The organism is Streptomyces sp. WY228, assembly GCF_019287315.1.
Classification (GTDB): domain Bacteria; phylum Actinomycetota; class Actinomycetes; order Streptomycetales; family Streptomycetaceae; genus Streptomyces; species Streptomyces caviscabies.
In genome coordinates this window covers 6,585,296-6,599,033 of sequence record NZ_CP079114.1, presented here as the reverse complement: position 1 = coordinate 6,599,033, position 13,738 = coordinate 6,585,296, and the positions used below count along the sequence as shown (strand labels likewise).

The following is a 13,738-nucleotide window of genomic DNA, read 5'->3' as shown; positions in this document are numbered from 1 at the left end:
CAAGCGTGCTCTATCTGTACTTCGTCCTGTTGACCGGCAGTCTGTTCCTACTCGTCGCGGGCATCGTGGAGCAGCGCAGGCACTACGCCGCGCTGCACACGATCCCCTCGCGGGTGCTGGTCAACGGCATCCGCGGCAAGTCCTCCATCACCCGGCTCTGCGCGGGCGCGCTGCGGGGCGGTGACCTGATCACCGTCGCCAAGACGACCGGCACCGCCGCCCGCTTCATCCACCCGGACGCCACCGAGGAGCCGGTCTACCGCAAGTTCGGCATCGCCAACGTGGTGGAGCAGATCGGCATCGTCCGCCGGGCCGCCACCTACCGGCCCGACGCGCTCGTCATCGAGTGCATGGCCGTGATGCCGGCGCTCCAGGAGGTCAACCAGAGCAAGCTGATCCGCTCGACGATCGGCGTGCTCTGCAACGTACGCGAGGACCACCTCGCCGAGATGGGCCCCACCCTCGACGACGTGGCCCGCTCGCTGTGCCGCTCGATGCCCGAGGACGGGATCTGCGTCACCGCCGAGAAGGAACGTTTCCACATCCTCCAGGAGGAGGCGGACGCCCGGAACTGCCAACTGGTGTACGCCGATCCGGAGACCGTCAGCGACGAGGAGCTGCGCGGCTTCAGCTGGTTCACCTTCAAGGAGAACGTGGCAATCGCCCTGGTCGTCGCCGATCTCCTCGGCGTGGAGCGCGAGGTCGCCCTCCAGGGCATGTACGACGCCCCGCCGGACCCGGGTGTGCTCTCGGTGGAGCGGTATGTGGCCCCCGACGGCAACCGGCTCGCCTTCGCCAACGTCTTCGCGGCCAACGACCCCGAGTCGACGCTGATGAACATCAATCAGCTCCTCGACCTCGGCGCCATCCGCCGCCCGCTGAACGTGGTGATCAACTGCCGCCCCGACCGCGTCGAGCGCAACGGGCAGATGGGCGAGATCATCCCCGACCTCCAGCCCGACAACGTCTTCGTCATCGGGCACCCCGCCAAGAGCGCCATCGACGCCATCCCCGCCGACTGGCAGGACCGGGCGGTCGACCTGGGCGGTGAGAAGCGGGCCGCCGAGGAGTTCATGCCGGCGATGCTCGGCCGGATGTCCGACGGCGCGTCGCTGGTGGCGATCGGCAACATCCACGGCCAGGGCGAGGAGTTGCTGGAGTACCTCGCCGAACTCCCCGCCGACGAGAGCGAGATGGACGAGGAGACCCCGGGCCCCGTCGCCGCCACCCCGGCGCAGGCGCCCCGCCTGGACCCGTTCGCCTCGTACCACCCGGCGTACGAGGAGCGCTACCAGGCCTCGCAGACCCAGGAGATCCCGGTGGTCCACATCCCGGTCCAGCCCTCGGATTCCCACCGGCAGCGGCCCGAGCACCACGAGCAGTACGCCCAGCGGGAGCCGTACGCACAGCCCGAGCGGCACGCACAGCCCGAGCGGCACGCACAGCAGGAGCCGTACGCCCAGCAGGGCCAGGTGCAAGACCGGAGCCAGGACCGGCCCTTCGAGTTCTTCGGCGGCGCGCGGCAGCAGCCTCACGAACCCGCCCAGCAGACCTGGCCGCCCCACGACGAGCCGCACGACGACGCCCGGAGATCCCGTTGACCACCGCCGCACTGACCCCCGAGATGGCCGCCCTGGGTATCGCGATAGGGCTGTTCTTCTCGCTGCTGTGCTACCTCACGACCAACCTCTCGCCCGGCGGGATGATCACTCCGGGCTGGCTCGCCCTGACGCTGATCGAGGATGTCCAGCGCGCGGCCATGGTGCTGGGCGTCACCGCCCTCACCTACGCCGGCACCAAGGTCATGCAGCGGCTGGTGATCCTCTACGGCAAGCGGCTGTTCGCGTCGGTGGTGCTGCTCGGCGTGCTGCTCCAGAGCACGGTGATGATCCTGCTCTCGCTGGAGTTCCCGCTGCTCTACGGCAACCAGACGCTCGGCTTCATCGTGCCCGGCCTGATCGCCTATCAGCTGGTGCGCCAGCCCAAGGGCCCCACCCTGCTGGCCACCGGCACGGTCTCGCTCATGGCCTACATCGTCGTCGCCGCCGGGCTGCTGCTCGGCATCATGCCCGCTGTCTGACAGCCCGCCCACGAACAACCGAGGAGTAACCGATGGCAGGGAAGAAGAAGTCGCGACCCGTCGTCTCGGGTCTGGTGGTGCTGGCGCTCGTCGCGACCTCCGGCTACCTCACCCTGGAACTGCGCAAGCAGGAGATGCCCGGGGTGACCGAGGTCCGCAACGTCGGCGTCCTGGACGGCGGCAAGGCCTCCGGCGCCTCCGACGACAAGGGCGAGGCCGCCTGGTCCCGGCTGGAGAACCCGGCGCGCTCGGTGCTGCGCGGCTCCGACGGCCAGATCAAGGCGGTGTTCACCGACGGGGCGCGGCTGGCCACCCTCACCGGCCCGGCCCGCACCTTCACCGAACCGGCCTCCACCTCCTCCAAGGTCTCCACCACGGACTGGGTGCGTCTGATGCCCGAGCCGTGGAAGAAGGGCGCCGAGAAGCAGAAGTGGTTCAAGGACTGGTACGCGGAGTACGAGGACAGCAAGGAGGACGACCTCTTCGCCATCTCCTTCCAGTACGTGGCCGGCGCCCCGCAGAAGAAGGACGAGCAGGGCGTCGCCTACGCCGGTGACGCCAACTTCGGGCCGCTGAACACCACCGGCGCGGAAGGCGGCGACCTGCGCCTGGAGCAGTCCGACTTCTACGACTACCTCGGCCTGCCCTACCCCTTCCGCGACGGGCAGACCGGCAGTCCGGAGTCCATGCGCGCCAAGTCCCTGGACTGCTCGGGCTTCGTACGGATGGTGCTCGGCTACCGCACCCGCTACCCGCTGATGTCGTCGGACACCTCCGGCGACGGCCTCCCGCGCACCGCCAACGGCATGGCCCGCTCCGACGAGGGAGCCGACGTGCTTCCGCTGACCGGGGTGAGCGCCGACGACCGCCCGTCCGCCATCGACCAACTCCAGCCCGGCGACCTCGTCTTCTTCAAGCTGGACGCCCGTACCAAGGACCGGCTGGACCACGTCGGCATCGTCCTCGGCTACGACACCGAGGGCCACCTGATCTTCGTCTCCAGCCGCGAGGAGATCAACGGCCCGACCATCGGCGACGTCGGCGGGGTCTCCCGGCTGGACGGCAACGGCTACTACGCGAAGACCCTGCGCAGCGCGAAGCGGCTCTGAGGCCGTGGGCCCCGCCGCCACGGCGGCGGGGCGCGGCGGTCCGGGCCGTCGGCTGAGCTCACCCCCGTGAAGCTCGGCCCCCGCCCGACCGGTGCCGCCACCCACCCCCTCGACACTTCAGTGGTGACGAAGCATTGGTAACGTACACCAGAGTGACTGCCCGGCGTCAACCAAAGTGTCGCCGGATCCGGCCCAAGAGGCTTCGAGAAACACTGTGGTGGACGAAAGCTCGGCATCACGCCAAGGAGGTCGTGTACGTGGAGGATGACCGGTCACCCACCTTCGCCCAGCTCCTGGACCACCTCTTCCGCGAGGTGCACCCGCCGTCCCGGGGGCCGTACACCTACGCGGAGGTCGCCGAGGGAATCCGCAAAGCGGCCACATCGGAAGGGCGCGGGGTGACGGCGAGCGCCATCCAGCAATTGCGCACCGGCGCCAAGCGGAACCCGACGCGGCACACCATCAAGGCCCTGGCCGACTTCTTCGGCGTACCGGCGGGCTACTTCGTCGACAGCGCGGCGGCCGAACGCACGAAGGCGGAGATCGGCCTCCTCGCCGCCATGCGTGACCAGGACGTCCGCAAGGTGGCGCTGCGCGCCAACGGCCTGAGCGTCGACAGCCTGAAGATGCTGTCGACCGTGATCGAACAGGCCCGGAAGCTCGAAGGACTCACCACCGACGACAGCGGGCACGATCTGAACCTGGACGACTGAACCGCGCACCCCGCCCGCCGGGGGACGTCTCGAACATGTCAACATTGGTGCGCTCGCACGGGCTTCAGGGGGTGATCCGCCCCGGTCCGAACACCCGACCGGCGTCACCAGAGTGAGGACATGGACTTCGAGCAGCTTCGCGCCGCGTGCGAGGCGCGCGTCGAGGCGCTTCGGCTCCCGCACCGCTTCAGCACCCGCGACCTCCGCGACGCCGTGGCCGAACAGCGCGGACGCCCCATCGTCCTGCGGCCCCTGAGCAGCCTGGGCGCCCTGGACGCCCCGTGCGGCATCCGCCTGGAGACCCCGGACGCCGACCTGTTGTTCTACGAGGAGGCCACCTCGCCCCTCCACCAGAACCACATCCTGGCCCACGAGATCAGCCACATCATCTGCGACCACGCCGGCAGCCTTGAGCTGGACCGGGACACGCTGCGCGCGATCGGCTTCGACCCCGCCCTCGTGCGACGCATGTCCGGCCGGACCAGCTATACGAGCGAGGACGAGCGCGAGGCCGAGGTGATGGCCAGCGTGATCCGCCAGCTCATGTACCGGGGCCGCGAAGTCCCGTCGAGCCGGCCCGCCAGCGGCGCCGAGAGCTGGGACGCCCTGTTCGCCGAGCCACACAGGAAGAAACGCCACCGGAAATGATCACTGTCCTGTTCACGGGCACGGCCGTCGTGCTGCTGTGCTTCGCCGCGTACTGGGTACAGGGACAGAATTGTACACTTACAGGCACCTGGGCGATAGCGCGGCACTGCTGGCCTCGTTCGCTCGCGCCCCGCGCGCCACTGCCAATGGCGCGCGGTCAGTCGGTGGTCTACGTCGCCCGGCTACTCAGCAACACCTTCACCCTGACGGCGGCCACCTCGGTCACTGCTCGCAAAACTGCGGATGACGCTTGTCGGGTCTCAAACGCGTCCTTCGCCTGGCTTCTCTCGCGCGTGGCGACCTTCTTCGTCATGAAACTCACGGGCCGGAACCCGGTGTTCGTTTGGCGCGTTGCTACGATGCTGATCATCTCGCCACCGGCGCAACGACTGCTGCGCCAGCGTGGCGGGCTGCGCTCTGCGGTACCATCGGCCTCGACACAAGGCTCGTTCCCGACCACGCCGGTCAGCCGCCACGGCTGCGGCGCGCGCCGCCGATGTCCTCGATATGACGCCAGCCCGCGCGCGCAGGACGGCGCGATCTCGCGCAGTGCGGAACATTATGCGCCGGCGGGACAGACCGCGGCGCCCGTTCAGTGTCCGGGCCGTGGCGCCAGCCAGACCGAACCGCCTGGACATGGACCGCGGCGACGCGAAACGCGGTCGACTTCACCACCATCGGCGGCCCGTTACCAGTGTCGCGATCGCAGCACCGAAACGCCCGACGTTGCACCGATCGCTGCCGGAACGCCGCCCTTTCTTGGCCCACGCGACCACACCGCGCGGCGCGCACCCAGCGATACCACTGGCGGCGGCTGACCGCGCTTCGACGCTGCGCCTGTTCATTACGCGGACTGCCAGTGCCGTCGGGTGCCGATCCGGCGTTCATTGCCCGCGCCACCGCCAGGATCGGACCATCCTGACGCCACCACCGGTTTCTGTGGCGCGCCACATTTCGCTCAGCTTTGACGGCGCCGGACGTTGTCCACAACGCTCGCTGCGACTGCCGGTGATGCCTTCCGGCCTGCAACGCGGCGATAAACCGGCAGTTGGCGCATGCGCTGGCCGACGGTGAGATCGCCTGACGTTTCTTCGGTCCGTATGCGTGGTGTGATCTCCTCGTTCACTGGCCCGGTCAGCTGTGTGGGCGCTGGTTCGATGGCAACAAACACGCAGTTCGAGGATATAGCAGTTCGACGATCCGGTGGCCGTCGCGGCCCGTGAAGGACGCGGATGGCCGGGACCGTCGCCACTGCCGCCTGTCGGCTCGGAACGATTGGGGCCGACGGAGGCGACCGGGTCGTGGAGATAGACCTGCACCACTTCGGTCCCCTCCCGCGCACCGGTGTTGCGGACCGTGCAGGAGAAGGTGAACTCCCCTTCCGTCGTGGCCCGTCCGCACTCCACGACGAGGTCGCCCCAGGCGAAGGCGGTGTACGTGAGACCGTGGCCGAACGCGAACGCCGGGGCCGGGTCGACGCTGGACACATCGCTCGCGTGGCCGAGCCGCGCCGCCAGGTAGGTGGACGGCTGGGAGCCCGGGTGGCGCGGCACGCCGACGGGCAGCCGGCCGGACGGCGCGGTGCGGCCGCTGAGCACCGAGGCGATGGCCGTCGTGCCCTCCTCGCCGGGAAAGAACGACTGCACGATCGCGGCCGCCTCGTCCACCGCCCGCCCGAGGGCGTACGGACGCCCGGCGAGCAGGGTGACGACAACGGGCGTGCCCGTGTCGAGGAGGGCGTCGAGCAGTTGCTGCTGGACGCCGGGAAGGGCCAGGTCCTCCGCGTCACAGCCCTCCCCGCTCGTACCCCGCCCGAAGAGCCCGGCCCGGTCGCCGAGCGCGAGGATCACGAGGTCGGCGCTCCGGGCCAGTGCGACGGCCTCGCCGAACCCGTCGGTGGACGTGCCGTCGATGTCCGCGCCCCGCGCGGTGACGAGCTCGCTGCGGGGGAACTCCGCCGCGCATGCCTCGCGCAGGGTGGGCAGGTCGATGCCGAGCGGTGTCCCCGGGTGCCGGCCCCCGACGTGGACGGGAAAGGCGTAGCAGCCGAGGACGGCTGTCGGGGTGTCGGCGTTGGGGCCGACGAGGGCGATACGGGCCGGGGCGCCGGCGTCCGCCGCCAGGGGCAGGGTGCCGTCGTTGCGCAGGAGCACGACGGCCTGTTCGGCGACGCGCCGGGCGAGCGCGCGGTTCTCGTCGGTGTCGAGCCGGACGGTCCCCCGCAGCGCCCGCGAGTTCCCTTCCGTCGGGCCGTCCGGGCCGACGGCCGCGGCCAACACCGCCGGCTCCGGCCTCCAGTCCGCGTCGAGCAGCCCCAACTGGACCTTCTGGACCAGGACTCGGCGTACGGCACGGTCCACCAGGGTTTCGGACACCAGGCCCTGGGCGAGCGCGTCGGCGAGCGGGCCGCCGAACGTCTTCACGGTCGGCAGCTCCACGTCCACCCCCGCGCCGAGTGCGGCACCGGCCGCCTCCCCGAAGGTTCCCGCCACCCCGTGCAGCGTCTTGAGGAAGGCGATGCCGAAGTAGTCCGCGACAACGGTCCCGTCGAAGCCCCAGGTGTCCCGGAGCAGACCGGTCAGCAGCTGCCCGTCGGCCGCGGAGGGGACGCCGTCGGTGTCGGTGTAGGCGTGCATCACCGACCGCACGCCGCTCTCGCGTACGGCCATCTCGAACGGGGGCAGGATGATGTCGGCCCGCTCCCGCGCACCCATGCCGACGGGGGCGAGGTTGCGGCCCGCCCGTGAGGCGGAGTACCCGGCGAAGTGCTTGAGCGTGGCGACGACTCCGGCCGACTCCAGTCCCTGTACATACGCGGTGGCGACGGTGCCCACCAGATACGGGTCCTCGCCGATCGTCTCCTCGACGCGCCCCCAGCGGGTGTCGCGTACGACGTCGAGGACCGGGGCGAGCCCTTGGTGCACGCCGACGGAGCGCATGTCGCGGCCGATCGCGGCGGCCATCTCACGGATCAGTTCCGGATGGAAGGTGGCGCCCCAGGACAGCGGCACCGGGTAGGCCGTCGCGCCCCAGGTGGCGAAGCCCGCGAGGCACTCCTCATGGGCGAGCGCCGGAATGCCGAAGCGATTCGCTCCGGCGATCCGCTCCTGGGTGCGTGACAGCGAGAGGGCGCCCACGGCCGGGTCGACCGGAGCCGTTCCGAACGGGCGGGTGAGCTGGCCGAGGCCGTGCGGAAGAAGCTCGTCGAGGTCGACGGCCTCCTCCATGTCGTGCTGGAACGGCGCGACTTCACCGCCCTCGTCGGATGCGCCCACCCAGACCCCGACGAGCTGGGAGAGCTTCTCCTGGAGGGTCATGGCGTCGATCAGGGCGTCGGCCCTGGCCTCCGGGGTGAGGGCCGGATCGTGCCAGGGCCCGGTGCGACGGCCCGTGCGGCCGGACACCGGCGCCACGGATGCGGTGGTCCCGGCGGCGGCTTTCCGCGGACCGGCGTTGTCGATGTTGGCGGTCACTTTCCTCCGACCCCCATCAGCCCCTGTACCAGGGCCCGACGAGCGAACAGGTAGACGATCAGGATGGGGAGCATGGACAGGACGACCGCGGCGAGCAGGCCGGGTGTGTCGACGCCGTGCTCCGTCTGGAATTCGTAGAGCCCCATGGTGATGACCTTGGTCTCCGCGGACTGTGTCAGGACGAGGGGGAAGAGGAAGCCGTTCCACGCCTGGAGGGCGGAGAAGACGACGATCGTCGCGAGCCCGCTCCTGGACAGCGGCAGCACCAGCTGGAAGAAGACGCGCCGGGACGAGGCGCCGTCCATCGTCATCGCCTCGTACAGATCGGGGGTGATGTCACGCATGACGCCCGTGAGGATCAGGGCGCACACCGGCATGGCGAAGGCCGCCGTCGGCAGGATGACGCCGATGAGGTTGTCGTAGAGGCCGGCCTCGCTGATGACGAAGAACATCGGCACGATGACCGCCTGCGAGGGGATCGCCAGCCCCAGGAGGAACAGCCGGAAGACCGTGGTGGTGGCACGGCCCCGGCTTCTGACGATGGTGTACGCCAGCGGCGGTACGAGGAGGACGACGATGCCCACCACGCACACGGTGACGACGACCGTGTTGAGGAAGTACTGCGCGAAGCCGCTGTTGAGGTCCTTGATGTAGTTGTCGAGCGTGAAGTGCTCGGGGAAGGCCAGCGGGCCGTTCGCCGCGTAGTCGGGGCGCGACTGGAACGTGGCGATGAGCATCACGTACAGCGGCAGCCCCACGACGAGCAGCCAGACCACCGAGCCGAAACCCGCGAGGTGGTTGGGACGGCTCCTGCTCACAGTCCCTCCATGGTGCTGCGCATCTTGTCGTAGCCCGAGAGCCGCACCACGATCAGCGAGATGAGCGTGGAGACGAGGACCAGGAGGAGGGCGATGGCGGACGCCGATCCGTAGTCGAAGCTCTTGAACGCCTTCTGGTACATGTAGTAAGCGCTGATGGTGGTGTCGCTGCCCGGTCCGCCCTGGGTCAGGATGAGCACGGTGTCGAAGGTCGTGAGCCCGCCGACCACCATCAGGATCATCGAGGTGATGATCGCGTTGCGCAGCTGCGGCAGCGTGATGTGGAAGAACTGCCGCACCCGGCCCGCGCCGTCGATCTGCGCCGCCTGGTAGAGGACCGGCGGGACCGCGCGCGCCGCGCCCTGGTAGATCAGCGTGTGCAGCGGGGTGAACTGCCAGGTGCTGACGAAGACCAGGACACCGATCGCACTGGCCTGCATCCCGAAGAGGTTGCCGTCGCCGAACAGCCAGGTGGCGTGCGCGGGGACGCCGAGGTTGGGGTCGAGGAGAGCGCGCCACAGCACGGACACGGCCGCGATGGACAGCAGCATCGGGACGAAGTAGATGGCGGACAGGACGGCCCGGTTGCGCTGGTGTCCCGCCGCCCAGACCCCGAGCAGAATGCTCAGCGGGGTCTGCACGGCGACCCCGAGCACGGTGAGCAGGACGCTCAGCCAGAGGCTCTTGATCATGACGGGGTCGTCGAGGAGCTTCTTCCAGTTGGCGAGGCCGGCGAACTCCGGGTCGCTGAGGCCGTCCCAGCTGGCGAAGGAGAGTACGGCGACCATGATCAGCGGGACGATCGCGAAGAGGCCGAAGAAGACGGCGGCGGGGGCGGCCCAGAGGAACCCCGGCCGGCTCGCTCCGATGCCGACGGACCTGTCTTCACCGACAGGTCCGTCCTTCTTGGAGACCTTCGCGGCTGTCCCCTTGCCCCCGGGGCTTTCGGATGCGACGGCGGTGGGATTCATGTCATCGGTTCCGCGTCCGGATTCGAGTGAGGTCACGAGGTCGGCAGCGCCTGCATGGCCTCGATGAAGGCGTCCTCGTCCATCGAGCCGTTGAAGAACTGCTGGAGGGCCTGGTACATCGCGGTGGCCGCCGACTGGGGGTACGCCTGGTCCCAGGAGAGCTGGAACGCCGGGGCCTCCTTGACCATGTCGTACTGGAACTTCGCGAACCCGGGGCTGGCGGCGGTGTCCAGGAGGCCTTCGGTGTTGGTCGTGGTCGGCAGGTTGCCGATGGAGAGCTGCGCCTTGACGAACCGTTCCGAGTACATGAGCTTCAGGAACTCGGCGACGGCCTTCGGGTGCTTCGTCTTCTTCACCACGGAGTAGAAGTTGTTGGTGTTGCCGACGAGGTTCGCCCGGTCGCCCTTGCCGCCCTCGACGGAGGGGAAGGCGCTGAATCCGAGGTCGTTCTTCGCGAACTCCGGGTGGGCGTCCTGCTGCGTCGAGTACTCCCACGAGCCCATCAGCTCGAAGCCCGCCTTGCCGGTCGCCAGGAGCGTGGGGGAACCCTGGTCGGTGAACTTCACCGAGTCGTAGTTGGTGCCGAAGGCCCCGGCGTCCACCAACTCCCTGATCATGCTCAGCGCCTTCCGGCTGTCCGGGCTCGCCCAGGCGTCCTTGTCGCCGTCCAGCGCCTTCTGGAAGAGCTCGGGCCCGGCGATGCGGTCGTAGAGGTACTCGAACCACATCAGCGTCGGCCACCGGTCGCCGCCGCCGAGCGCGATCGGGGTGACGCCGTCGGCCTTCAGCGCCTTGACCGCCGCCAGCAGATCGTCCCAGGTCTCCGGAGGTTCGACACCCGCCTTCTTCAGGACCTTGCCGTTGTTGAACAGCAGGACGGGCTGCGTGCCGCGCATGGGGATCCCGTAGGAGGCGCCGTCGATCACCGCGCTGTTGAACACGGACGGCAGGAAGTTCGCCTTGAGGCCGGGGTCGTCGGCGATGAAGGAATCCAGCGGGAGCAGCAGACCGGCATCGACGAACGGCTTGATGCTGCCGCCGCCCCAGTTGAAGAAGACGTCCGGCGCCTGCTTGCTCCTGATGATGGTCTGCAGCTTGGCCTGGTAGTCGGCGCCCGGGATCGTGTCCAGGACGACCTTCACCTCCGACGTCTCGTTGAAGGTGGCGACGAGCTCCTTCTCCACCTTGTTCGCCGCGTCCCCGTAGACCAGGACATGGATGGCGTCGTCACCGGCCGCGTCGGAGCCTCCCCCGCACCCGGTCAGGGACAGCACCAGGGCCAGCGCGGCACCACCGACGACAGCGGTACGCGAGAACCGTGCGCGTTGTTTCATCGACTCGCCTCTCGAAACTGTTTCGGAGTCATTGCCGAAACTTGTGATTCGGGACGCTAGGACTCCCCCTCCGAGGGGTCAACCCTCCGTCACTGCGTTACCAAAAAGTTACGTACGGTGGGGGAGGCAGAGCCGTGCTTTATGCTCCTCGGCATGCGCGATGACGAGGAAATGGGCCGCATCACCCTGGCTCAGGTGGCCGAGCGGGCCGGCGTCTCCATTTCGACAGTTTCGAAGGTCCTCAACGGGCGGCAGGACGTGGCGGCCCCCACGAGGGTCAAGGTGGAGCGCCTGCTGGAGGCCCACGCCTACCGGCGCACCACCCGGTCGGCCCGCGAGGCGCCGCTCATCGAGATCGTGTTCCACGAGCTGGAGAGCATCTGGGCGATGGAGCTGATCCGGGGGGTGGAGAACGTCGCCAAGGCCCACAACGCCGGGGTCGTCCTCACCGAAAGCGGAACCCGCCACGCGCCCGGCCCGGAGTGGATGGAGGCGATGCTCCAGCGCAGGCCGCTCGGCGTCGTCCTGGTCTTCTCCACGCTGCCCACCGCAGTGAAACAGCAGCTCAGGTCCCGCTCGATCCCCTTCGTCATCATCGACCCTGCGGGCGACCCCGACCCCGACGTCCCCTCGGTCGGCTCCGCCAACTGGAACGGCGGACTGGCCGCGACCCGCCATCTCATCGAACACGGACACCGGCGCATCGGCATCGTCACCGGCCCCGAGGACATGCTCTGCTCCCGCGCCCGGCTCGACGGCTACCGGTCGGCGATGGCCATGGCGGGGCTCGAAGTGGACCCCGACCTCATCCTGTTCGGCGACTTCCACGTGGAGGGCGGATACGACCGCGCCACCGAGATGCTGTCCGGCCCCCACCCGCCCACGGCGATCTTCGCGGGCAGCGACCTCCAGGCCCTCGGCGTCCTGGAAGCCGCCCGCACCCACGGCCTGCGCGTCCCCGACGACCTCTCGGTGGTCGGCTACGACGACGTATCGATCGCCCGCTGGGCAAGCCCGGCCCTGACCACGGTGCACCAGCCGCTGCGCCGGATGGCGGAGGAGGCCACCCAGATGCTGATGCGTCTACGGGCCGATGAACCGGTGTCCACCCGGCTGGAGCTGGCGACGAGCCTGGTGGTGCGGAAGAGCACGGCGGCGGTGCCGACGGGGAGCCCCGACGGCCGCGGCCGCGCCCGTTCCTGACGGCCGGACAGCTCGTCACCACCGGCCGTCGGCGAGCCCTTCGGGTCAAAGCCGCGTGAGACGCGGGTCGGTGCGTCTCAGCCGGTGGGGCCGGTCCAGTTCGTGGGTACGTGGCCGAGGCGGACCCGCTGCGGATGGTCGCCGACGGGGATGGAGGTGACCTTCTCGCCGGTGGCGAAGTCGATCGCCGTCACCTGGTCGGCGCCGCTCTCGGACACCACGCAGTGCTTGCCGTCTCCGCTCACCGTGGCCCAGTACGGCTTGGAGACGCTGACGAGCGGGCCCTCCTGAAGCGTCTCGCGGTTCACGACGGTGACGTAGTCGTCCATGGTTCCGGCGATGCAGAGCTTGTCGCCCCGAGGACTCATGGACATGCCGTGGTGCCGGGAGTCATTGACGAAGGTGGTGCGTTCGTCGCTGGTGTCCGGATTCTTCGGCAGCGTCTTCACCCGGGTGATTCTGTCGTTGTGCACGTCGTACTCGACGAAGCCGTTGAAGAAGGAGACCTGGAAGTACATCTTCGACTCGTCGGGCGTGAAGGCGACGGGGCGCAGCGCGTCGGAAAGGTCCTCACGGCCGAAGGCGTCGAGCCGCTCGCGCATGTCGATGACCTTCTTGACCTCGAAGGTCTTCGCGTCGGCGACGGTGATGCGCCGGTCGCCCTTGGTGAAGTCCTGCCAGGGCGCGTCAAGGTCGGTGTTGACCTCGCCGATGGCCATGTTCCAGAGGTACTTGCCGCCATCGGTGTAGACGTTCTCGTGCGGCTTGTCACCCGCCTTGAACCTGCCCGCCTCCTTACCCGTCGCCATGTCCAGCACGTGCACGGTGTTGGAGGTGGAGGCGGAGACGGCGACCTGGGTGCCGTCGGGGGAGACCGCCATGTGGTCGGAGCGGAAACCGGACACCGGGAATCGCCAGTTGATCTTGCCGCTCTCCACGTCGATGGAGACCACGTCGGCGAAACTCGGCCGGGAGGCGACCACGGACCTGCCGTCCTTCGTGGTGTACATGTCGTCGACGTACTGATCGTGACCCTCACCCGGGCCGAGCCGGATACCGAGGAAGAAGGCGAGCCTGACGGGGTTCAGGTAGATCTCCCACAGGCGCTCCTCCTTGTCGGGAATCATGTCGATGCGGCCGATCCTGGCGTAGTCCCCACGGGAGTTGATGACGTCGGCGGTGCCCTCCCAGTTGTTGCCGACGAAGAACACCTCCTTGAGCCCCTCCGGGGCCGCCTCCCGCACCGGCCGCGGGATCTCGCTCGCGTCGGCCGAGCCGGGGATGCCGGGCAACGCACCTGCCGTGAGTCCCGCGGCGAGTAAGGCGACCATGCCGAAGAGGTGTCGGCGGCGAGGGGTGGTGGAACGCGTCATGGTGGGCTCCAGAGGC

Annotated in this window: 11 protein-coding genes and 1 pseudogene; 7 read left to right on the top strand and 5 right to left on the bottom strand. The window is 69.1% G+C overall.

The window, feature by feature from the left end; translation table 11 throughout:
* Nucleotides 1–5: 5 nt before the first annotated feature.
* The 6 genes from pgsB to KV381_RS28875 all read left to right on the top strand — a co-directional run bounded on the left by pgsB (nt 6) and on the right by KV381_RS28875 (nt 5,368).
* Nucleotides 6–1,601: a poly-gamma-glutamate synthase PgsB gene (pgsB, locus tag KV381_RS28900; protein ID WP_218786686.1), complete on the top strand. Its 1,596-nt coding sequence runs from the start codon at nt 6–8 to the stop codon at nt 1,599–1,601.
* Entirely contained in the window at nt 1,598–2,080 is a 483-nt protein-coding gene (locus KV381_RS28895) for a poly-gamma-glutamate biosynthesis protein PgsC/CapC (protein WP_006128197.1), read from the top strand. The genes pgsB and KV381_RS28895 overlap by 4 nt, the downstream gene beginning before the upstream one ends.
* Before the next feature lie 32 nt (nt 2,081–2,112).
* The gene (locus KV381_RS28890) at nt 2,113–3,189 is read left to right on the top strand and encodes a C40 family peptidase (RefSeq protein WP_030079960.1); all 1,077 of its coding nucleotides are present in this window, start codon (nt 2,113–2,115) and stop codon (nt 3,187–3,189) included.
* 257 nt (nt 3,190–3,446) lie between these two features.
* Nucleotides 3,447–3,902, top strand: coding sequence for a helix-turn-helix domain-containing protein (locus KV381_RS28885; protein ID WP_030079961.1), 456 nt, complete (start codon nt 3,447–3,449; stop codon nt 3,900–3,902).
* Nucleotides 3,903–4,022: 120 nt separating this feature from the next.
* On the top strand, nt 4,023–4,550 hold the full coding sequence (locus KV381_RS28880; protein WP_218786685.1) for a regulator component: 528 nt from the start codon (nt 4,023–4,025) through the stop codon (nt 4,548–4,550).
* Nucleotides 4,547–5,368, top strand: coding sequence for a hypothetical protein (locus tag KV381_RS28875; protein ID WP_218786684.1), 822 nt, complete (start codon nt 4,547–4,549; stop codon nt 5,366–5,368). The genes KV381_RS28880 and KV381_RS28875 overlap by 4 nt, the downstream gene beginning before the upstream one ends.
* A gap of 373 nt (nt 5,369–5,741) precedes the next feature.
* On the opposite strand, the pseudogene KV381_RS28870 reads toward KV381_RS28875, so the two are convergent.
* The 4 genes and pseudogenes from KV381_RS28870 to KV381_RS28855 all read right to left on the bottom strand — a co-directional run.
* A pseudogene (locus KV381_RS28870) lies at nt 5,742–8,023 on the bottom strand (glycoside hydrolase family 3 protein); the annotation flags it as partial.
* Nucleotides 8,020–8,841, bottom strand: a complete 822-nt coding sequence (locus KV381_RS28865; protein ID WP_218786683.1) for a carbohydrate ABC transporter permease — start codon at nt 8,839–8,841, stop codon at nt 8,020–8,022. The pseudogene KV381_RS28870 and the gene KV381_RS28865, both read right to left, overlap by 4 nt.
* Nucleotides 8,838–9,812: a carbohydrate ABC transporter permease gene (locus KV381_RS28860; protein ID WP_256995165.1), complete on the bottom strand. Its 975-nt coding sequence runs from the start codon at nt 9,810–9,812 to the stop codon at nt 8,838–8,840. The genes KV381_RS28865 and KV381_RS28860 overlap by 4 nt, the downstream gene beginning before the upstream one ends.
* Before the next feature lie 32 nt (nt 9,813–9,844).
* Nucleotides 9,845–11,146, bottom strand: coding sequence for an ABC transporter substrate-binding protein (locus KV381_RS28855; protein WP_030079973.1), 1,302 nt, complete (start codon nt 11,144–11,146; stop codon nt 9,845–9,847).
* 141 nt (nt 11,147–11,287) lie between these two features.
* On the opposite strand from KV381_RS28855, the gene KV381_RS28850 reads away from it, so the two are divergent.
* The gene (locus KV381_RS28850; protein ID WP_030079975.1) at nt 11,288–12,349 is read left to right on the top strand and encodes a LacI family DNA-binding transcriptional regulator; all 1,062 of its coding nucleotides are present in this window, start codon (nt 11,288–11,290) and stop codon (nt 12,347–12,349) included.
* Nucleotides 12,350–12,426: 77 nt separating this feature from the next.
* Here the strand turns inward: KV381_RS28850 and KV381_RS28845 are convergent, their stop codons facing one another.
* Nucleotides 12,427–13,722, bottom strand: coding sequence for a YncE family protein (locus KV381_RS28845; protein WP_256995164.1), 1,296 nt, complete (start codon nt 13,720–13,722; stop codon nt 12,427–12,429).
* Between the last annotated feature and the right edge of the window lie 16 nt (nt 13,723–13,738).